Genomic DNA, 20,501 nt, shown 5'->3' with positions numbered 1-20,501 from the left:
CTTTGATGAAAAAATCGAGCTTTGGCTGAGCTGAAGGAACTGTTAAAGCATTTGCTGACAACACATGCAGTCATGTAGTAAACCAGAGGTTCAGAACCACCAATTGTCACACCGACAAAAAGCCCTGCTCAACCTTGGCTCAATGGCTTTCTGGCTGGATGACGAGGCCATTATGTCTCATAGGAATGAAGTGGTTTAGTGAATTTGGCCACCTGAGCAGAAGTGCTTTACTCACCTCAGAACAACACAGGTAAGTCTCCCTCTCAAGGAGGCCTACCTGTGCTTTGCTATATCTATATGACTGCAAAGTTACGAGTTTGACTGGAAATCTTCGATTATCTTCTGATTGTAATCATCCAGATACTTTTGCAGTTCATCCCTGTCGATCAGACGTACCAAGGCTGACTCAGCTAACTCTTTAGCAGAGCGTGTGAAGTAGGAATTAGTCACAACCATCGCCTCATCACAACCATAGAACGTTTTTGCAGAGATCACCTGCTGCACCGCCGAGTTACCTACAGAACCAGAATAATTTTTCGCCTGAATAACCATACCCTTACCAAATCGAGTGACGAAAAGATCTGCACCCTGATCTTGCGTTCTCTTAGTTTCTTTGACGTCATAACCCATAGTCTGGAATATTTCCACAAGGAAATCTTCGAACTGGAAACCGTCCATTGCATCAACTAAATACATGGTGACGAATTTATTAGGGTTAAAATGCTCAAGGCGTATAGCTAATCTATCAACCAGAATATCAAAATAAATACGTTCGCACACAGCTAAGTATTTTTTTACTTCATCAAATAAAACCAAAGGGACACCAGGCGTGGCCTCCGCTTTTTCATTGAATTCTACTGATGAGAACTCTATCTTATTGCGCCATATATAGAATAAAAATAATGAAAGATCTGCCCGAAAAGTGGTACCCGCTTCCTCAATCCATGACCTCAAGGATTCAGTAACTGTAGATTTAATATGCCGTTTAACTTCCTTAGCGAAACCATAATATAGAGCGTTAAATTACGTGGTAAGGAGTAGTTTATCTAATAGCTCAGGTAATTCCTCAAGCTCATTGAACCCTTTTCTGACCAACACCTCACGGAAAAGTTGTAATTCGGAGTATGTACCATTATCTGTTGAGAAATCTGCTTCCGATTTATTATTATGTGAGAATCTGGAAGTGTAAATGAAGTTAGTAAAATATGGATCCTTTAAACTGGAGTATTTTTCGAGAACATTTTCAAGCAATTGATTAAGCTGAGTTTGTTCTTTTTTCTTCCCAAACAGATCTTTCAGTACACCCTTTGAACGATACTGAAACTCCGGATAAAACGATGGATTCAATGGCGTCATACGTTGTATATCTACTGCTTGTGCGGTCGATGATGCTGAACCCCATGCAGTTGTTTTAACAGGTGAAACTCCGCTACACCAGGGACAATTAACCTCAAAAGTCGTTCTACTGCACGTATTACACTGATAAATCATTTGAATATTCTCCTTTTATTTCAATATCTTTTCATTCGATACTTTAATTCCCAGCCTAATAATCCCCAAGTTAAAGCAGAGCGTTTTCACTCAGTGATGTTACTTATGTTCTTATTTTTGAGTCAATCCACTTAGTCATATCCTTAAGAAGTACCAGTGCATCTTTTTTGCTTCTCGTATTCCCCCAAAAGCTCAGCTCAAGTACTTGTCCCTTCCCTGTAATTAATACCTCGTAGTCTTCAGGGCTGGCAGTTGGAATAAAATTACCAGTACTTAAAGCAACTCGTATTTCTTCTTTTAGTGCATTAACTTCAGAGTAATCATCTGAATGTATCCAACCATTTACGTAGAATTCTGCTTCACCTCTTCCATCTTCATTAGGGCGGTAAACTAGTGTAACTCCTGTTTTACCTTGCCCCCAGCATCCTGGCATAAGATGAATTGCTTTATAGTAACCCTTCCAGTTATTAATTCCTGTTGCTATATGAATATCAGGCAGTACTTCTGAGACAACCGATTTCGCTTCCTCCGTGATTGCATTTTGGTACATTTCCAGCAATTTAACCGACTTTATCAAAGCCGAGAAATTTTCAGTAACAAACTCAACATTTTTATCAGATACATTATCCATACCAGCCTCACTCAATTTTTTAAGATGACTTAAAAACTCCTGATAAAAAACTGTCCACTTGCTGAAATCTTGATTCATCATCTCTAACCCCAGACGTCGGATGGCGCTTTCCAGCAGCAATGAATAATTGATCAGTCGCCAACCGTCTACGCCTTTAGCGCAGTTACCATCAGGCTTTAATATACAACGAAAAAGATTTTGATTGTTGCCGCCGTAGCTATCAATGAGACTTACATAGCTGGGAAAAGGATTATATGTATCAGCCAAAACTTTATGCTCAATACCTATGATGAATTCATCATGTCTGATAAGAATATCAAGATATTTCCCATCCTCTGTTCTGGCCTCTCTCATTAATTCCAGAGAGGTGAAATCAATTTCATCAACATCGAGGGAATCATCCAGGCAACATAACAATGCTTTTAGCAACCATGGCGGCACCATTTTCTGGGCTCCCATAAACAAAGCCATCAAATCCGTTGTTGGGTTTTCGAGATATCCGGAACCTCCCAATTCAAAAAAATTGAATTCAACATCATCCTCAACCGAGATGCCTTTGAGTTGTTCAATAAATTCGATAGCCAACGCTTCAGAATGCAATTCAACCTCCCTTTAACAATCATGTTTACTATGCCATTTGTTTGATATTTTAGTTATTGAAAACTGTCAACATTAATCAATATCTATGCAGAAAACTCAAACATTATTCATTAATCCTCTTGCGGACAATATTTATCTCTATCGCCATTTTAATTTCATGTTTCTGGGATTGTATAATCCTGATATCTTTTTCCATACTTTCAATTAAAACATTAAGTGTTTTTCTTTTTTCAGGGTCATTTTCATATTTTAACTTTACCTCCGACTCAATCATTTTCATTCTTATTGCATGAATTTGTTCGTTAAGAGGTTTTGTTTTTTCATTTATGATTCTGTTTTTCTCATTGAACCAGTGCATGCCTTCATTAAAACGTTCCAGCCCGGCATTTGTATCATTTAGCACCCTGGCTACGACATTTGATACTTCTCCTGATTTACTCTTTCTTTTACCGAGAAGTTTCATTAATAATCCAGAAACAACAATCACCGGAATAGCCACATAAGTTAAACAGACACCAACATAGCTGACAGTTAGTAATGTCAGGACATAAAGAATCAGAGTGGTATAAAAAATATACTTTGATACTGAATACATAACTTCCCCGATTAGTTTCTAAATTAGAATAAGCCCCAAAATCACATATCAGCCAACAACATCCCAGCCATCCCGTCCAGCCGTTTCTTAACCTTTTCCCAGCCCGGCATAACCTGCCCCATCAGACGGTAAAACTCCTCGCTGTGGTTGTGCTCAGCAACATGGCATAACTCATGTAGCAAGACATAGTCGATACATTCTGAGGATGCCTTAACCAGCCATGGATTCAGGGTCAGACAGCCTTTTGCTGAACAGTTACCCCATTGCGTTTGCATCGCCCGCAAACGTATCGGGGGACGCTCACTAACCCAAAGGGTCTGCGGTATCAATAAATCTAGTCTGCGTTGGAAGACATCTCTGGCGCGTTCCCGATACCATTCGGCCAGCAACGCTTTAACTTTTTCTGCCGATTTGTGCCTGACCGACACTTCCAGTCGCCCACGCAACATTTTCACTCGTTGCGGCACCGTAGCGTCTTCTGTCACTTTCAACTGATATTGCCTGCCAAGATAGTAATGGCTTTCTCCGCTGACATACTGACGCGGAACAATGTGCGTCTGTTGCTCCCTGAAATCACGCAGTTGCTGGTATATCCAGCGACTTCTTTTTTTCAGCGCAGACAACACCTCGTGCTCCGGTGTTTCTGGCGGTACAGAGGCCACAACCCGGCAGTCCGGATGCACCTTGATGAGCACCCTGCCCTTAACGACCTGACGCGGAACACACTGTATGGCAATGGCTTCATCACCATAGACAATGCGTATAGCTTTCATTGCTGGCGACTCTTTTTCACTCATGATTTCATCAAACCAACGCGCAGTATCTGGATGATAGTTTCCACAATACGGTTTACCTGGTTCATTCCGGCCCCTATTTCCCGGCAGGCCGTAAACAGCAGCGGTAAGAGATTTGTCTTGACTGCTTTCTCGATATCCTGAGGGTTCAGGGAGTTTTCTGCCACTGCTTTGACGATAATGCAGTCCACTTCAAAAGCCAGCTTCGTCCACTTCTCCTGCACCTGAATGTCGTTAATCGCAAAAACCTCCGGTAGCTCTTTTTTAAATACACCGTAATACGCCTGAGCATGCTTGTTTACCGCCAGTGCATCCGGGATATCGCCGAGCTTACGGGCTTCAACTTTTTCTTCAAACTCACGGAATAGGAGGTATTGTTTCAGTGGATGGTCGAACAGTTTTTCAGCCTCTTCGATTGCCATGCGCAGGAGTTTGGAAAAGGCCTCCTGAGCATACGGGTCATCACGCAGCTCCTGCTCAATCATCTTTGTCACACGGGTTTTAATGATGTCGGTTTCATTGCGGGTTTTATTGTTGTCCCACTCTTCGGGCTTTTCACTCTTGCCCATTTTACCGACTTCATACACGCCATCCGGTTCACGAACCTCAACGCCGGTGACATGCTTATCCAGCAGTTTTTTCACCTGCTCAGCGTAGTCGTCATAATTGACCTGCTCGCCGCTGACCTGCATTGCCCACTGTCGCAGGCTGGACATCTGTTTTACGGTTTCTTTATAGAGATTTCGGTCTTGTTCCGTAAAGCTCTTATCGGTGAAGAAGGTAGCGGACTGCAGTGCCACTTTCAGGCATCCGGCAAAGGCCGTTAACACCTCGAAGAAATCATCACGGGTTTTCTGATGGATATCGACCATCTCTCCGTCACGTTCTTCCATTTTAGGCACCAGTACCGCACGTAACTGCTCAGTATCATTTTTGTTTTTGACACCAGCAAATATGGCCCACAGCTGGTTATACAGATGCGGCAGGCGCTTGTATTCAGAGCTCATGGCGCTGTACAGCCCGTCAATATCCTTGATGTCGTATCCTCCCTGGGTTCGGGAGGCGAGATCCTGATATTTACCGATAGTGGTGTCCAGCTCAGCCAGAATGCCGCGATAATCAATCAGCAGGCCAAACTTTTTCAGTGGATGCAGTCGGTTCACCCGGGCAATCGCCTGGATTAGGTTGTGGGACTTAAGCGGTTTGTCGATATACAGCACGGTATTCTTCGGTTCATCAAACCCGGTGAGCAGTTTATCAACTACGATCAGCAATTTGAGCTTATCATCGGTATCGAAACGGCTAATGATATTGCGGGTATACACAGACTCATCCTGGGTGCCGACGTTATCCTTCCACCATTTCGTCACTTCCGGTAGTTTGCTTTCATCTACCTCGGTGTTCCCTTCCCTGGTATCCGGCGGGCTGATCACCACTGCTGATTCAAACAACCCGGCTTCATCAAGATACTTTTTATACTTAATGGCGGAGATTTTGCTGTCGCAGGCAAGTTGCCCTTTCAGCCCGTCATTAATGTATTTCGAAAAGTGAGTGGCGATATCCAGCGCGATCAGTCGGATGCGGTCATCTGCACTGTAAACCTCACCTTTACGGGCGTATTTACGCTTAAGGTCGTCTTTTTGCGCTTCACTTAACCCATCGGTAATACGGTCAAACCACGCATCTATTGCCCGGTCGTTTACCTCAAGATCAGGAATACGTTCCTCATAAAGCAGAGGCGTCACGGCCTGATCTTCTACCGCCCGCTGCATGGTATAAGCATGGACAATCGGCCCGAATTTATTGGTGGTCTTATCTTCTTTTAGTAATGGCGTTCCAGTAAATGCCACAAAGGCGGCGTTCGGCAGTGCCAGTTTCATTCGCACATGGTTCTCCCCCCCCTGGCTACGGTGTCCTTCATCAATCAGAACGATGATGTCGGGGCTGGTGTTGACGCATTCAGGCAATTTTGTCGCTGAGTTAAATTTCTGGATAAGGGTAAAGATTATACGTTCTTTACCAGAGCCAATTTGCAGTGCCAGCTTCTGACCTGAGGTCGCCATCGCTTTGGCCTTATCATCCTTCCCGGCCAGTTCTCCACCAGAAGCGAAAGTACCGCTGAGCTGCCCTTCAAGATCGACACGGTCCGTCACCACCACAATGCGACACTGCTTCAGGCTGTCATGAAGGATCAGCGCCTTGCTGAGGAAAACCATGGTGTACGATTTACCTGACCCCGTGGTATGCCAGATCACCCCACCTTCCCTGCCCCCATCCGGTCTGCGAATACTGATGCGTTCCAGCAGTCTTTTAATCCCGAACACCTGCTGATAGCGGGCGACAATCTTGCCGGTCTTTTTATCAAACAGGGTGAAGAAGCGGGTCATCTCCAGCAGACGTTCCGGCGAAAGCAGGCTGATAAGCAGCTTATCCTGTCCACTGACAGCCAGTTCACCAGCGGCTACTAACTGTTGGTACCAGTCGAGATCGGCTGAAGGACGATGATCAAACAACGCATGAATTTGTTCAGTCGATAACTTATGGTTGCGCAGCGCATACATCTTCGCGTCAGTAATATCTTCTTCGCGCCATGCCGCCCAGAATTTCATTGGTGTATGACAGGTACCGTAGCGCCCGTCATGCCCGTTAATCGACAGTAATATCTGGCTGTAGGCAAACAGCTGCGGGATTTCATCATTGAGCTGATTTCGGATACTCTGGGATATCCCCTCGTCAATGGTTGGCCCTTTCTTGCCGTGACCAGCCGGGCTTTTCGCTTCAATAACAGCCAGCGGAATACCATTAACAAAACAGACAATATCCGGTCTGCGGGTTTCAACACCGCCTGACCGCAATACCGTAAATTCTTCAGTAAAGTGGAACTGGTTATTTTCCGGATGTTCCCAGTCAATCAGCGCAATGGTGGGGTTGACCTTCTTACCATCGACAAACTCGGTCACGGCGATCCCGTAGAGCAGATGGTTATACATCCGCTCATTGGCTTTCAGCAGCCCTTCGTTCAACGCCGGAGAACAAACCTGCGATATCAGGTTATCCAGTGCCTTTTCCGATAACTGGCAAGTTTTACCGCTCGCCATAAAGGAACGCTTCGACAACGCCTCACGCAGAACCGGACGCAGCACCACCTCATCCTGTTTATAACCACGATAACCCATGATCTGTTTCGGGGATAAAAACGTCCAGCCAAGGCTGGTTAGTAATGTCAGCGCCGGAATTTTGGCGCTGTATTCTTCCTGGAACTTTGGCGTGTACGTCTGGTTCATGAGCTTTCCTTGTTCTTCGCGTTAAGCACTCACGGCTTCTTCAGCTTCTACTTTGACACGACGTTTCCCGGTCAGTAATTGCTGCATCAGGGCTTTTTTCTCGTCTTTCAGGCAGGCGATTTTTTTCTCCAAGGTGGAGATTTCGGCGTCGGCAGCGGACAGGACAGCGGCGATTTTTTGTTGTTCAGCTAATGAGGGTATACTAAATCCCATCGTTTTAAATTCTGTTTTGCTGATTTTCGGTAGGCCTGTACCACTTTTTATTTTATCTATTTCTTTTTGACCAACATCGCTATCTAGTAAATAGTAAATGAACTTAGAATCATTTTGATGATTCACTCTCAACACTACTAAATTTGGCGCAACAGTAGCTGGCTTACTCAATTTTGGCATATAGTAAACCCTACCTAAATCACCGATATTTACAAAAAGAATATCACCTTCATAAAGATTGGATTTTTTAAGAAACTCATAACTTTTTTTGTCAACCCACTTCAAATTATCATTCTTAAATCTCGCAGATAAATCAGTTTGTCTCACATAGTGAGCAAAATCTTCATCATCTGATACTGAAACATTTTCTCTTAACGAGGCAAAGCTACCACTGGCGACATAATCAGTAATAATGCTAAATACTGAGGCTATTGATAGATATGACCAATTCGCATGGAATCTTTCGCCATTCTCACTAAATAGTCTTTTCTTCCCTGTTAGCAATTGTTGCATCAGGGATTTTTTCTGCTGCTGGCTGTTGGCGAGAAGCTTTTCCGTCACCGCAATTGCCTTATCCCAAGTTGACAGAATTTGGGCGATTTTTTTCTGTTCAGGAAGAGGGGGAAGAACTACAGGTAAAGCTAACAGCTTCTCTCTCGTAAGATGAGCAATACTTGTTCGAGTTGTGTAATCATCCAGTAACTTTGTTCCAGCAATACTCTCAATATAGGCTTGAAAAAAATAAGGACTAACTTTTCCTTTGCTACGAAGTCGATGTAACGCTTTTTGATAATAAATATGTTCTTCTTGGCCCTGCCAAATTGCGCAACGCCCGACCTCACCACCTTCACACATAACGATATCATCAACTCTTAACGAAAATTTATTAATTTCTCTTTCATTAAAAAACATCGTATTTAGGTTTGATAGTTCAAAGCTTCCCCATTTGACATTGGAGTTGCCCAAATATTTAAACTGAGGTCCTTTTGCCTTTGCCTCTTTATTAAGCATTTTCCCAAGCTGGACCTCAAATAAGTCACTTACATGTACGATTGACCACCCCTTAGGCACCATAACCCAACTCCTTCAGATACCCCGCCATCTCCGTTTCCAGTTTCGCCAGTTCCGCCTTCAATTCCTCGCGTTCAACGCGAACAGCCAATAAATCAATCTCATCCTCTTCCTCGAAAGTATCAACATAGCGTGGAATATTGAGGTTATAGTCGTTGTCCTGAATCTCTTTCAGGCTGGCAAGGTAGGCATATTTCTCGACGTTATCGCCTTCTTGATAGGTTTTAACGATCTTCTGGATATTTTCTACGCTGAGTTGGTTCTGATTTTTACCCGCCTTAAATTCGCGGCTGGCGTCAATAAACAGCACCTTGTCATCCACTTTCTGCTTCTTGAAAATCAGAATCGCAGCGGGAATACCCGTACCGTAGAACAGTTTTTCAGGCAGGCCAATCACAGCATCCAGCAGATTTTCATCAATCAGTTTCTGGCGAATTTTACCTTCGCTGGAGCCACGGAACAGCACACCGTGTGGTACGACTACGCCCATACGACCTGTCCCCGGTTTCAGGGTTTCTATCATATGCGAGATAAAGGCGTAATCGCCTTTAGTCTTCGGCGGCACACCGCGACGGAAACGACCAAACTTATCGTTCTCGGCCTCGTCATGTCCCCACTTATCCAGGCTGAACGGCGGGTTAGCGGTCACTATATCAAACAGCATCAGGTCGCCATTTTTATCGAGCAGCTTCGGGTTACGAATGGTATCGCCCCATTCGATTTTATGGTTGTCTTCCCCGTGCAGGAACATATTCATTTTCGCCAGCGACCACGTAGAACCGATCGCTTCCTGACCAAACAACGCATAATTACGGCTGTCATGCCCGGAGACAATTTTACGCCCACACTTCATTAACAACGAACCAGAACCACAGGCAGGGTCACAGATGGTGTCACCCGGTTGCGGATCAAGCAGTTCAGCAATCAGGTCCGAGACCTCCGGAGGGGTATAGAACTCACCGGCCTTCTGTCCACCACTGGCAGCAAAGTTTTTGATCAGATATTCATAGGCATTACCGATAACGTCCAGCGTACCTACACGGCTTGGCTTCAGGTTAAGATCTTCACCGGCAAAGTCTTCCAGCAGCTGGCGCAGGATGGTGTTCTTCTGTTTTTCTTCACCCAAGCGGTCAGTGTTAAACGAAATATCCTGGAACACGCTTTTCCCGGCATCTTTCAGTTTGGTGCCGTTGGCTTCTTCAATAGCGTGTAGTGCCTGATCAATACGCTCACCGTTACCCGGCTCATGACGGCGTTCATACAGCGCATAAAAGCTGGCGCTTTTCGGTAACACAAAACGCTCGTTTGCCATCATGGCTTCAATCAGCTCCGGCGCATCGCCATAATGTTCTTTATATTCGTCATAGTGATCCTGCCAGACATCAGAAATGTACTTGAGGAACAGCATGGTAAGGATAAAGTCTTTATAGGTATCAGCACTGATGGTGCCACGGAACGTATCACACGCGGCCCACAGGGCTTTATTGATCGTATCCTGACTGATTTTGTCGTTCATGAATCATCCTGGTATGAGAATGCCAGCCCGAAATGCCGGGAAATATAGAAGGAAATAGGGTTTTGATAATACCTGAAAACACGCAATCGGACACGTTAAGTCACTATGTTTTGACCCAAAACGCGCACGTAAAATGAGTTAATTAAATCGAGGTCATCCGGGGAATATGTGCAGTTAATACGTGAATTGCAGATACAAAAAAACCACCTTTCGGTGGTTTCACGACACTGCTTATTGCTTTGATTATTCTTTGTTTCCCATGGTAGCCGGAGTGGGACTTGAACCCACACAGCGCGAACGCCGAGGGATTTTAAATCCCTTGTGTCTACCGATTCCACCATCCGGCCAGGGAAGAAAGTGGAGGCGCGTTCCGGAGTCGAACCGGACTAGACGGATTTGCAATCCGCTACATAACCGCTTTGCTAACGCGCCGTAAAACTTTTCAAACTGACACCCGCTAATGCGCATGTCTTTAATCTGGAGCGGGAAACGAGACTCGAACTCGCGACCCCGACCTTGGCAAGGTCGTGCTCTACCAACTGAGCTATTCCCGCATGTCATCAAGTAAATCTCTAACCACTTGATTTCATTATCGTCCGGCTTGCTGTGCCGCCGTTCGATGCGTTGCATTCTACTGATATGACGTTATGAGTCAACGTTATTTTTTGCATCCCCGGATCGTTTGCTGAAAATTACGGCGAAACGATCACTGATCAAGCAAATCTCCGCGCGCAGCGTTCAAATATTGCAGCATTGACCATAGCGTCAGCACTGCCGCCACCCACAGGAGGCCAATCCCCGCCCACTCAACCCAGGCGTTCGGACGCCACAGCATCCAGACCAGCGCCGCCATCTGCGCCGTCGTTTTCACTTTACCAATCCACGAGACCGCCACGCTGCTGCGTTTCCCCAGTTCCGCCATCCACTCGCGCAGCGCAGAGATAATAATCTCACGGCCGATCATGGTTGCCGCAGGCAGCGTCACCCACCAGGTGTGATAGTGCTCGGCCACCAGCACCATCGCGATAGCAACCATCACCTTATCCGCCACCGGATCGAGGAAAGCGCCAAAACGGGTGCTTTGATTCCAGCGGCGGGCCAGATAGCCATCAAACCAGTCTGTTACCGCTGCAATAAGGAAGATCAATGCGCAGGCAAAGGGTGCCCAGACAACCGGCAGGTAAAACGCCAGCACAAAGAACGGGATGAGTACGACACGAAAAAGAGTGAGCAACGTAGGGATGTTATATTGCATAGTGACGGTAACTATTTGTTGTCAGTAAAATTTAGCTCTATGTTGCTACAGAGCCCTCAATGTTTCAACGAGTAGTAGATCTTTTCTGCCAGCCCTTGCGAAATACCCGGCACTTTTGCAATTTCCTCCATGCTGGCGTTGAGTAATCCTTGCAATCCGCCCATATACTTCAGCAGCATCTGGCGACGTTTTGGCCCCACGCCTTCGATCGTCTCGAGTGAGCTGGTGTTTTTCACCTTCGCCCGTTTTTTGCGGTGACCGCTGATGGCGTGATCGTGCGATTCATCGCGAATATGCTGAATGACGTGCAGCGCCGGAGAGTCCGGCGGCAGGCTGAAGCCCTCACCTTCCGGCTCGAAGAACAGTGTCTCCAGACCGGCCTTACGATCGGCCCCTTTTGCGACGCCCAGCAGCAGCGGATGGTTTTTATCCCAGCTGACATCAAGCGATTCAAATACCGCTTTCGCCTGGCCGAGCTGCCCTTTCCCGCCGTCAATCAGGATCACATCGGGGATCTTGCTCTCTTCTATGGCTTTACCATAGCGACGACGCAGCACCTGATTCATCGCCGCATAGTCATCGCCCGGCGTGATGCCGGTGATGTTATAGCGGCGATACTCGGCGCGCAGCGGACCGTTAGCATCAAATACCACGCAGGACGCGACCGTCTGTTCACCCATCGTATGGCTGATGTCGAAACACTCCATCCGTTTCACTTCCGGAAGCTTCAGCAGCGCCGCCAGGGCCGTTAAACGCTGGTGCACCGTCGACTGCTGCGACAGCTTCGTGCTCAGCGCCGTTGCCGCGTTGGTCCGCGCCAGCTTCAGATAGCGCGCGCGATCGCCGCGCGGTTTGGTTTGAACATTGACCCGGCGCCCCGCCAGTTCAGAGAGCGAATCGGCCAGCAGGGTTTTATCGTCAAGATTAAAATCGAGCAGGATCTCAGAAGGCAGCGTGCGCATCTGGCTGCCCTGCAGATAGAACTGGCCGACAAAGGTTTCCACCACTTCGCCCAGTTCGGTACCGCCAGGCACTTTCGGGAAATAGCTGCGGCTGCCGAGCACTTTGCCCTGGCGAATAAACAGCACGTGCACGCAGGCCATTCCGGCGTCAAAGGCCACGCCGATGACGTCGAGATCGTCACCGGTATTTGAGACAAACTGTTTCTCCGTGACTCTTCGCACCGCCTGGATTTGGTCGCGGATACGCGCGGCCTCTTCGAATTCGAGTGCGACGCTGGCTTTTTCCATCCGCGCAATCAGCTGGGTTAAGACCTGATCGTCCTTGCCGGCTAAGAACAGGCGCACATACTCCACCTGCTGGGCATACTCGTCTTCACTGACCAGCCCGGCCACGCACGGCCCCAGGCAGCGTCCAATCTGGTACTGCAGGCATGGCCGCGAACGGTTACGGTAAACGCTGTTTTCACACTGGCGGATCGGGAAGATTTTTTGCAGCAGCGCCAGCGTTTCTCGCACGGCATAGCCGTTGGGGAACGGCCCGAAATATTCACCCTTCGCATGTTTTGCACCACGGTGCATGGCGAGGCGCGGATGGGTGTCGCCGCTCAGAAAGATAAACGGATAGGATTTATCATCGCGCAGCAGGACGTTATAGCGCGGCTGGTAGAGCTTAATATAGTTGTGCTCAAGCAGCAGCGCTTCTGTCTCTGTATGCGTGACGGTAACATCAATATTCTGAATGAGTGAGACCAGCGCTTCGGTCTTACGGGAGGCCAGGTTACTGCGAAAATAGCTGGAAAGGCGTTTTTTAAGATCTTTTGCCTTCCCCACATAGATAACCGTACCGCCAGCGTCATACATGCGATAGACGCCAGGCTGGCTGGTTACGGTTTTCAGAAATGCTTTTGAATCGAACACATCACTCACTGACTTAACAACGTCTCCGCATTACACAAACCATGTCGGATGGCCAGATGCGTCAGTTCGACGTCACCATGAATGTTCAGTTTACTGAACATCCGATAACGATAGCTGTTTACCGTTTTCGGGCTGAGATTCAGCTGTTCCGAGATCTCATTCACCTTCTGACCTTTGGTGATCATCAGCATAATCTGCAATTCACGCTCGGACAAACTGGCAAAGGGTGATTCGGTTTTCTCGGGCTCGATCTGACTCAGCGCCATCTGCTGAGCGATGTCGGACGCAATATAACGCTGTCCGGCATACACGGAACGGATAGCATTGACAACCTCCTGCGGTGCAGCACCTTTACTCAGGTAACCCGCCGCGCCCGCCTGCATCACTTTCGCGGGCAGTGGATTTTCGGTATGCACCGTCAGCATGATGACTTTAGTGTCTACAAAGGTACGCGCGATTTTGCGTGTTGCTTCAAGACCACCGATACCGGGCATGTTCATATCCATCAGCACCACATCGGCGGAGTGGGTACGGCACCATTTTACCGCATCTTCGCCACAGCATGCCTCACCGGCAACTTTAATACCTTTAATATCTTCAAGAATGCGTCGTATCCCTGCGCGCACCAGTTCGTGGTCATCAACAAGAAGGACGTTGATCAAAGGAAATGTCTCCAGAATAGGGATAACGCTACTGTGTGATAATTTGGTTTATATTAACGGTTTTCCTGACAAGATTAAAACGTTAAAAAACCGGCTATTCGATTTTGCTCTCGTTTTTGGAAATTAGGCTGTACAGGCGGTGGAAAGAGAGCCCGTGCATTCAGGGCTCTTGCAGCTTTTTTTAACCATCTGTATTCAAAAAGTTACAAAAAACGGGCTGGCTTAACCTGCGCAAAAACAGGGTTCAACTTTTTGTAACAATAATTAACGGCAAGTGAACCCGACCTAAACAATTAATAATCATTAAGCGGGTTGAGTTTACCGGTACGATCTGTTTACGCAATTAAACATCGGCGTAAAAGTACGAAAAACAACCGCTGCATTTTTTGCTTCAGCTTGTGGTATACTCCGCCGCCTTGACTTTCGTCGTCGCGCTTTAGCGCCGTTTAATAATGAGGAAAATAAATGAGCACACCTGAATTTGCCACTGCGGAGAATAACCAGGAACTGGCACAGGAAGTAAACTGCCTGAAAGCGCTGCTAACGCTGATGCTGCAGGCGATGGGCCAGGCTGATGCCGGTCGTGTGATCATTAAAATGGAAAAACAAATCGCGGAGATGGAAGACCAGGCTGAATCAGCGGTATTTGCTAACACCGTTAAGCAAATCAAGCAAGCGTACCGTCAGTAACAAAAAACGGCTGGATGCAGTGCATTCAGCCGTTCGCTCGTCTGTCACGCAGAACGTTTTACTGCGTCAAATCAGTCCCGTGGCCGCCGCATAGCACGCGATCTGCGTCTTGTTGGGCGCGTTGAATTTCTTCTGCATATTCTTCTGATGGAAGTTAACGGTATTCTCTGAGATCGAGAGAATGATCGCTATTTCCGCTGACGTCTTCCCTTCCGCAGTCCATTTCAGAATTTCACGCTCGCGCTTGCTGAATTTCATTTCCGGCGGCATGACCATCTCATCGTCAAAACGCATCAGCGAGGTTAAGGCCATTTGCACCAGCATTTGCAACCGCAGCTCTATTTCTTCATGGGCTAATGGCCCTTCCTGTACACGCGTACGAGACACTGACAGGAAACCAAGCGCATGATTTGGCAGCATCAGGCACTGCGTTATTCCCGAGCGTAAACCGTGATCCTGGGCGCTGTGCCATAATTCCTGCGCCTCGGCGAATAATGCATCTGTCCAGGGGAGATGGCCCTGAATGAAATTCTCCGGTTTTAAAACCGGATCAATCGCGAAATAGTTCGCGGATTGATATTGCGCCATCCACAATTTTGGGTAAGTGGTTTGCAGGGAGATCTTAGGGCGGGTAAATGGCACGGGATGGCGCACGCAGAGCGCGTAATAATCGAATTCCAGCGCCTGAGTTTGTCGCTCCAGCTCCTGATATACCTCGGCGGCACAGGTCAATTCCTGAAACCGGAGGGAGCAATCCCGTCGCCAGGTGAAAAAGTCTAAATCCTTCATACTTACTAAATGAAGCCTCTGAACAGATAATCATTATTATGGTGAATATAAGCTAACACATAAAACTTTTTTCTAGCCACAAAATATCGGCAATAGCACAATTAACTTTACTATCGATAAGGTTTATCCGATCTGGATGGAATAAAAAAACAGAAGCCCTCGCGCAGAGGGAGAATAATTTGCTCCAGAGTCATTTTCTGGAGCAAATGCGTGCAAAAATGCTACTGCATAAGGAATTTTTCAAGGAATTGACGGGTTCGCGGCTGTTGAGGGTTAGCGAACAGGCTTTTCGCTGGCCCCTGCTCCACAATCCGTCCCTGATCCATAAAGATGGCTCTGTCAGCGACATCGCGCGCAAAGCTCATTTCATGGGTCACGATCACCATCGTACGTTTCTCCTGTGCCAGCTGGCGAATGGTGTTCAGCACCTCGCCCACCAGTTCCGGATCGAGCGCAGAGGTCGGTTCATCAAACAGGATCACGTCCGGGCGCATCGCCAGCGCGCGCGCAATCGCCACGCGCTGCTGCTGCCCGCCCGACAGGCGACGCGGATAGCTGGTCTCTTTCCCTGCCAGCCCGACTTTGGCGAGCAGTTCGCGAGCCCGCGCCGTCGCTTCTTCTTTTGGCTCACCTTTAACGATCACCGGCCCTTCGATGATGTTCTCCAGCACAGTACGATGCGGGAAAAGGTTGAAGTTCTGGAAAACAAAGCCGACATGCTGGCGCAGGCGGCGAATCAACCCTTTCTGTTGGCTGATGGATTTCCCGGTATCAATCGTGATCTCCCCGACGCGGATGGTACCGCCTTCCGGCTGTTCAAGCAGGTTAATGCTGCGCAGCAGCGTCGTCTTACCCGAACCGCTCGGTCCAATAATCGCCACCACTTCGCCCTGCTCGACTTCCAGATCGATCCCGTGGAGCACCGTTTGACCGTGGAATTTTTTCACCAGGTTTTTGACGTCAATTGCACTCATTTTGGATCACGCTCCTGGCGGTTAAGCTGGTTTTCGAAGTAGTTTTGCAGAGCAGAGAGCACCGTCGCCATCACCCAGTAAATCAGCGAGGCGGCCAGATACATGGTAAAGACCTCAAGCGTACGGGAGGTAATGAGCTGTGCCTGACGGAAAAGCTCCGGAACCTGAATCGTTGCCGCCAGGGAGGTATCTTTCACCAGGCTGATAAAGCTGTTGCTGAGCGGCGGAAGCGCCACGCGTGCCGCCTGCGGCAGGATGGCCCGGCGCAGCGTCTGCCAGGGCGTCATCCCGATACTGGCCGCCGCTTCCCACTGCCCTTTGTCAATGGAGGAGATGGCCGCACGCAGGGTTTCGGAGGTGTACGCCGCGGTATTGAGCGACAGGCCAATCATCGCCGCCGGAATCGGATCCAGCTCGATACCAAACTGCGGTAAGCCGTAGTAGATCATAAAGAGCTGGGCGATAAGCGGCGTACCGCGAAACACGGAGATATAAAAGCGCGCCAGCCAGCGCACCGGCAGGACAGGCGACAAGCGCATTAAGGCCAGTATAAATCCCAGTACCAGCCCAAAGAACATCCCGCCGATACTGAGCTGCAACGTAAATACCGCACCTTTCAGCAGGTACGGCAGAGAATCAATAACCAGTTGAATACTTTCTTGCATTATTATTTTTCGACCTGATTTTTAGACATGAGGATGATAGGCAAACAGCGCAGGCGCTCCGCCGGTATGGACAAATAAAATCGGCCCTTCATCCTTAAAGCGTTTTTGCGCAATGCCGTCGATCAGTCCGGCCATCGCTTTGCCGGTATAGACCGGATCGAGCAGTATGCCCTCGAGGCGCGCCAGCAGTTTCACCGCTTCCATTCCCTCTTCGTTCGGCGTGCCGTAACCCGGCGCAAAATAGTCATCCCAGAGCAGAATATCGGCCTTCGCCTTCAGCTCCAACTGCTCTGCAACCGCCTGCTGTAGCGTAACCACTTTCGGCTTCTGATCCGCCACGCTGCGGGACACCGTCACGCCAATCAGTTCGACCTCCGGAAGCAGTTGCTCCAGCCCCACCGCCAGCCCGGCATGGGTGCCCGCACTGCCGGACGCGACCACGACGGAGGAGAGACTCACCGCCCCCTCGCACTGCTGCGCGATTTCCAGCGCGCTTTCCACGTACCCCAGCGCGCCCAGCGCATTCGAACCGCCGACGGGGATAACGTAGGGGCGAAAACCCTGCGCTTCCAGACGCGTCGCCAGCTCATCGAGCTGGGCGGTCGGGTCGGTCAGCGCGTCAACCATCTCAACCTGCACGTTAAACAGGTCTAACAGCAGGCGGTTACCGTTGGTGAGATAGTTTTCAGCCCGCGTGCCAATCGGGTTTTCCAGCAACGCCACGCAGTGGAGCCCAAGCTTCGCCGCCACGGCCGCCGTCTGGCGAACGTGGTTGGACTGGATGGCCCCGGCAGTGATGAGCGTATCCGCACCTTCGCGCAGGGCGTCCGCCGCCAGAAACTCCAGCTTGCGCAGCTTGTTGCCCCCCATCGCCATGGGCGTCACGTCATCACGCTTAATAAAAATATCGCGCCCTAAATAATCAGAAAATCGAGGGAGATACTCCAGCGGCGTCGGCGCGCCGATGAACTCCAGGCGGGGAAAGCGCGTTAAATTCTGTAGTGACATGGATGCTCCGGTAACTCAGACAAAATGTGATATTTTTCATTATGCACGCAGACGCGTAAGAAATAAAAAAGGCGCTTTTAAAAGCGCCTTTTTTAACGTCAGAAACTTATTTCGTGACGTCTGCCCCGAACCACTTCTCGGAAAGCGCCTTCAGGCTACCGTCTTTTTGCATGTCAGCAATCGCGGAATCAATCGCTTTCACCAGGTCTTCGTTACCTTTACGAACGGCCACGCCGGATTCCTGACGAGAGAACGCATCACCCGCTACCGCCAGGGTGTTGTTGGTTTTCTTCACCAGATCCAGTGCTGCCAGGCGATCAACCAGAATGGCGTCGGTACGGCCCACGCGCAGATCCTGGTATTTCGTCGGGTCATCATCATAGGTGCGGATATCCACGCCCTGAACGTTCTGGCGCAGCCACTCTTCGTAGTTGGTTCCCAGACCGACACCGACTTTCTTCCCTTTCAGGTCCGCAGCCGTTTTGATGGTGCCTTCGTTGCCTTTCTTCACCAGCGCCTGAATACCGGACACGGTATACGGGGTGGAGAAGTCATACTTCTTCTTACGCTCGTCAGAGATGGTGACCTGGTTGATGACCACGTCAATGCGTTTCGAATCCAGCGACGCCAGCATACCGTCCCATTTGGTCGGTTTCAGGGACGCTTTCACGCCGAGGTGTTTCGCCAGCTCTTCAGCAAACTCCACTTCAAAACCGGTCAGCTTGCCGTCATCGCCCTGGAAGCTGAACGGAGGATAGGTTCCTTCCAGCCCGACCAGCAGCGTACCGCGCTCTTTTACTTTATTCAGCAGGTTTTCTGCGGCGAACGTTTTCACGCTCATGCCCGCAACCAGCGCAACGGCCATAACACCCATCAGCGCCTGACGACCCAGAAGTGCAAATTTCATAAATACCCCGATATAGTGGAATTTTTACGTAGTGTAGAGAAATCGCCTGCAACGTCAAAGGCGACTGCGCTACATCTTATTCTTTTTTAATATATATCAGAAGTTGTTCCGGCGTGGGCTTTCTGCTTTATGGCACCCGGCATTTGTACCTTATATTGTGCGTACTTGCGCAGCGCAATCCGGTAGTTGTTGGTGCTGGTCGCAGGCAGCCACGGCTCCAGGTTCTCGTCGAGATAACCGGTTTTGAGCAGATCGCGGGAAATGTTGTTCACGGTCAGATGCTGCCCGAGGCGGCGCAGGCGAACCACGTATTCGCGAACGGTGCCGTGGCTCATCTCCGTTTGTTCAAACAGGAACTGCTTGAAGCCGATAATGTCGAAGAAGTCGCTTTGCTCTTTGCAATGGAGATCGCCACAGAAACGGCAAAGCGCCACCCACTCTTTTTGCTCTTCGAGCCATGCTGCTTCGTCCATCAACGTGTCGAGGCGCGAAATCGCGATCTTATTGACGATTTCGCCGCGGCGAACCAGCGTGATACGATCGAGTAACTTGTTACAGTGGGCGCAATGCGTCTGGCTGTGTTTAAAGTCTTTCAGGTAGCGGCTTAAAGGCCGTCTTTTAGATTGCTGCACCGTCATGATAACTCCTGGTTGTCAATACGTTGTGCGGCATTTTTAAGGTGAATCAATCACCTATAACTTACCCAGCTTGGTTCGTAAGCGTTTAATGGCCTGGCTGTGCAGCTGGCTCACCCGCGACTCTCCCACCTCCAGAACAGCGCCAATCTCTTTGAGGTTAAGCTCTTCCTGGTAATAAAGGGTCAATACCAGCTGTTCGCGTTCAGGCAGAGCTTCAATAGCTTCCATGACGCGCTGGCGTAAATTCCCTTCCATTAAATGGTGTAACGGGTTTTCTTGCTGGTGCTCATCCGTCACCAGCTCGATGCTATCGCCATGCTCTTCTCGCCACTCGTCATAAGAGAAGAGTTGGCTATTATTGGTATCGAGCAACATCTGACGATACTCTTCAACAGCAATGCCAAGACGATCCGCCACTTCGGTTTCCGTTGCGTTGCGTCCCAGTTCCTGTTCCAGCTGCCCCATCGCATGCGCCACTTCGCGTGCGTTGCGGCGAACACTGCGCGGTACCCAGTCACGGCTGCGCAGCTCATCCAGCATCGCACCACGAATACGCTGAACTGCGTAAGTCGTAAATGCCGTTCCTTGCAGAGCGTCGTATCGGTCAACTGCATTCAATAACCCGATACCGCCCGCCTGTAGCAGATCGTCGAGTTCCACGCTCGCCGGCAAGCGCACCTGGAGGCGCAATGCTTCGTGACGCACCAGCGGGACATAACGCTGCCACAGCGAGTGTTTATCCATTACACCTTCAGCGGTATAGAGTGAATTCACGATAAACAGCCCTGCGTTAGTTGAGTTATCGGCATGATTATCCGATTCTGGAGGGGTTTTAATC

17 protein-coding genes, 3 tRNA genes and 1 pseudogene are annotated in these 20,501 nt (G+C 48.9%); 1 reads left to right on the top strand and 20 read right to left on the bottom strand.

Annotation, left to right across the window (positions count from 1 at the left end; translation table 11 throughout):
- Positions 1–309 precede the first annotated feature (309 nt).
- From AA74_RS01000000122125 to uvrY, 13 genes and pseudogenes are all read right to left on the bottom strand, one after another.
- Positions 310–1,491 (bottom strand): annotated as a pseudogene (locus AA74_RS01000000122125) (restriction endonuclease).
- A gap of 103 nt (positions 1,492–1,594) precedes the next feature.
- The gene (locus AA74_RS0109450; protein WP_025912263.1) at positions 1,595–2,722 is read right to left on the bottom strand and encodes a PD-(D/E)XK nuclease family protein; all 1,128 of its coding nucleotides are present in this window, start codon (positions 2,720–2,722) and stop codon (positions 1,595–1,597) included.
- Positions 2,723–2,825: 103 nt separating this feature from the next.
- A complete protein-coding gene (locus tag AA74_RS0109445; protein ID WP_155267964.1) occupies positions 2,826–3,317 on the bottom strand; it encodes a hypothetical protein in 492 nt (163 codons plus the stop codon).
- 41 nt (positions 3,318–3,358) lie between these two features.
- On the bottom strand, positions 3,359–4,114 hold the full coding sequence (locus AA74_RS0109440) for a M48 family metallopeptidase (protein ID WP_025912261.1): 756 nt from the start codon (positions 4,112–4,114) through the stop codon (positions 3,359–3,361).
- Positions 4,111–7,395, bottom strand: a complete 3,285-nt coding sequence (locus AA74_RS0109435) for a type I restriction endonuclease subunit R (RefSeq protein WP_025912260.1) — start codon at positions 7,393–7,395, stop codon at positions 4,111–4,113. Before AA74_RS0109435 ends, AA74_RS0109440 begins: the two co-directional genes overlap by 4 nt.
- A 21-nt stretch (positions 7,396–7,416) precedes the next feature.
- Positions 7,417–8,682 carry a restriction endonuclease subunit S gene (locus AA74_RS01000000122120; protein ID WP_025912259.1) on the bottom strand — a complete coding sequence of 422 codons (1,266 nt, stop codon included), beginning with the start codon at positions 8,680–8,682 and terminating at the stop codon, positions 7,417–7,419.
- Positions 8,672–10,195 carry a type I restriction-modification system subunit M gene (locus AA74_RS0109425; RefSeq protein WP_025912258.1) on the bottom strand — a complete coding sequence of 508 codons (1,524 nt, stop codon included), beginning with the start codon at positions 10,193–10,195 and terminating at the stop codon, positions 8,672–8,674. The genes AA74_RS01000000122120 and AA74_RS0109425 overlap by 11 nt, the downstream gene beginning before the upstream one ends.
- Positions 10,196–10,455: 260 nt before the next feature.
- Positions 10,456–10,542 (bottom strand) — tRNA-Leu (locus AA74_RS0109420).
- Positions 10,543–10,553: 11 nt separating this feature from the next.
- A tRNA-Cys gene (locus AA74_RS0109415) sits at positions 10,554–10,627 on the bottom strand.
- Between the two features lie 46 nt (positions 10,628–10,673).
- Positions 10,674–10,749, bottom strand: a tRNA-Gly gene (locus tag AA74_RS0109410).
- A 152-nt stretch (positions 10,750–10,901) separates the two neighbouring features.
- Positions 10,902–11,450, bottom strand: a complete 549-nt coding sequence (pgsA, locus tag AA74_RS0109405; protein WP_008500348.1) for a CDP-diacylglycerol--glycerol-3-phosphate 3-phosphatidyltransferase — start codon at positions 11,448–11,450, stop codon at positions 10,902–10,904.
- Between the two features lie 56 nt (positions 11,451–11,506).
- Entirely contained in the window at positions 11,507–13,339 is a 1,833-nt protein-coding gene (uvrC, locus tag AA74_RS0109400; protein ID WP_025912257.1) for an excinuclease ABC subunit UvrC, read from the bottom strand.
- A complete protein-coding gene (uvrY, locus tag AA74_RS0109395) occupies positions 13,336–13,992 on the bottom strand; it encodes a UvrY/SirA/GacA family response regulator transcription factor (RefSeq protein ID WP_023293888.1) in 657 nt (218 codons plus the stop codon). Before uvrY ends, uvrC begins: the two co-directional genes overlap by 4 nt.
- A 465-nt stretch (positions 13,993–14,457) precedes the next feature.
- Between uvrY and AA74_RS0109390 the strand changes: the two genes are divergently transcribed.
- Positions 14,458–14,682, top strand: a complete 225-nt coding sequence (locus AA74_RS0109390; protein ID WP_008500345.1) for a DUF2594 family protein — start codon at positions 14,458–14,460, stop codon at positions 14,680–14,682.
- A 66-nt stretch (positions 14,683–14,748) separates the two neighbouring features.
- Here AA74_RS0109390 and sdiA read toward each other — a convergent pair whose 3' ends face one another.
- From sdiA to AA74_RS0109355, 7 genes are all read right to left on the bottom strand, one after another.
- On the bottom strand, positions 14,749–15,471 hold the full coding sequence (gene sdiA, locus AA74_RS0109385) for a transcriptional regulator SdiA (RefSeq protein ID WP_008500344.1): 723 nt from the start codon (positions 15,469–15,471) through the stop codon (positions 14,749–14,751).
- A 221-nt stretch (positions 15,472–15,692) separates the two neighbouring features.
- Complete coding sequence (gene tcyN, locus AA74_RS0109380) at positions 15,693–16,445, bottom strand: L-cystine ABC transporter ATP-binding protein TcyN (RefSeq protein ID WP_008500343.1); 753 nt, start codon at positions 16,443–16,445, stop codon at positions 15,693–15,695.
- The gene (gene tcyL / locus AA74_RS0109375; RefSeq protein ID WP_008500342.1) at positions 16,442–17,110 is read right to left on the bottom strand and encodes a cystine ABC transporter permease; all 669 of its coding nucleotides are present in this window, start codon (positions 17,108–17,110) and stop codon (positions 16,442–16,444) included. The genes tcyN and tcyL overlap by 4 nt, the downstream gene beginning before the upstream one ends.
- A gap of 21 nt (positions 17,111–17,131) precedes the next feature.
- On the bottom strand, positions 17,132–18,118 hold the full coding sequence (dcyD, locus tag AA74_RS0109370; protein WP_023293886.1) for a D-cysteine desulfhydrase: 987 nt from the start codon (positions 18,116–18,118) through the stop codon (positions 17,132–17,134).
- A 106-nt stretch (positions 18,119–18,224) separates the two neighbouring features.
- Positions 18,225–19,025: a cystine ABC transporter substrate-binding protein gene (tcyJ, locus tag AA74_RS0109365; RefSeq protein ID WP_021240470.1), complete on the bottom strand. Its 801-nt coding sequence runs from the start codon at positions 19,023–19,025 to the stop codon at positions 18,225–18,227.
- A gap of 86 nt (positions 19,026–19,111) precedes the next feature.
- Positions 19,112–19,663, bottom strand: coding sequence for a flagella biosynthesis regulatory protein FliZ (fliZ, locus tag AA74_RS0109360; RefSeq protein ID WP_008500339.1), 552 nt, complete (start codon positions 19,661–19,663; stop codon positions 19,112–19,114).
- Between the two features lie 54 nt (positions 19,664–19,717).
- On the bottom strand, positions 19,718–20,437 hold the full coding sequence (locus tag AA74_RS0109355; protein WP_008500338.1) for an RNA polymerase sigma factor FliA: 720 nt from the start codon (positions 20,435–20,437) through the stop codon (positions 19,718–19,720).
- Positions 20,438–20,501: the final 64 nt, after the last annotated feature.

The organism is Enterobacter sp. 5-4, assembly GCF_000612205.1.
GTDB lineage: Bacteria > Pseudomonadota > Gammaproteobacteria > Enterobacterales > Enterobacteriaceae > Enterobacter > Enterobacter roggenkampii.
The sequence above is the reverse complement of the archived record's forward strand: the minus strand, read 5'-3'. Positions and strand labels throughout refer to the sequence as shown.

What these genes read in the sequence shown, in the direction of transcription:
- AA74_RS0109390 (WP_008500345.1), top strand. Translation starts at nt 14,458, where the DNA reads ATGAGCACACCTGAATTTGCCACTGCGGAGAATAACCAGGAACTGGCA.
- AA74_RS0109425 (WP_025912258.1), bottom strand. Translation starts at nt 10,195, where the DNA reads ATGAACGACAAAATCAGTCAGGATACGATCAATAAAGCCCTGTGGGCC.
- pgsA (WP_008500348.1), bottom strand. Translation starts at nt 11,450, where the DNA reads ATGCAATATAACATCCCTACGTTGCTCACTCTTTTTCGTGTCGTACTC.
- tcyJ (WP_021240470.1), bottom strand. Translation starts at nt 19,025, where the DNA reads ATGAAATTTGCACTTCTGGGTCGTCAGGCGCTGATGGGTGTTATGGCC.
- dcyD (WP_023293886.1), bottom strand. Translation starts at nt 18,118, where the DNA reads ATGTCACTACAGAATTTAACGCGCTTTCCCCGCCTGGAGTTCATCGGC.
- AA74_RS0109445 (WP_155267964.1), bottom strand. Translation starts at nt 3,317, where the DNA reads ATGTATTCAGTATCAAAGTATATTTTTTATACCACTCTGATTCTTTAT.
- AA74_RS0109440 (WP_025912261.1), bottom strand. Translation starts at nt 4,114, where the DNA reads ATGAGTGAAAAAGAGTCGCCAGCAATGAAAGCTATACGCATTGTCTAT.
- tcyN (WP_008500343.1), bottom strand. Translation starts at nt 16,445, where the DNA reads ATGAGTGCAATTGACGTCAAAAACCTGGTGAAAAAATTCCACGGTCAA.
- sdiA (WP_008500344.1), bottom strand. Translation starts at nt 15,471, where the DNA reads ATGAAGGATTTAGACTTTTTCACCTGGCGACGGGATTGCTCCCTCCGG.
- fliZ (WP_008500339.1), bottom strand. Translation starts at nt 19,663, where the DNA reads ATGACGGTGCAGCAATCTAAAAGACGGCCTTTAAGCCGCTACCTGAAA.
- tcyL (WP_008500342.1), bottom strand. Translation starts at nt 17,110, where the DNA reads ATGCAAGAAAGTATTCAACTGGTTATTGATTCTCTGCCGTACCTGCTG.
- AA74_RS01000000122120 (WP_025912259.1), bottom strand. Translation starts at nt 8,682, where the DNA reads ATGGTGCCTAAGGGGTGGTCAATCGTACATGTAAGTGACTTATTTGAG.
- AA74_RS0109435 (WP_025912260.1), bottom strand. Translation starts at nt 7,395, where the DNA reads ATGAACCAGACGTACACGCCAAAGTTCCAGGAAGAATACAGCGCCAAA.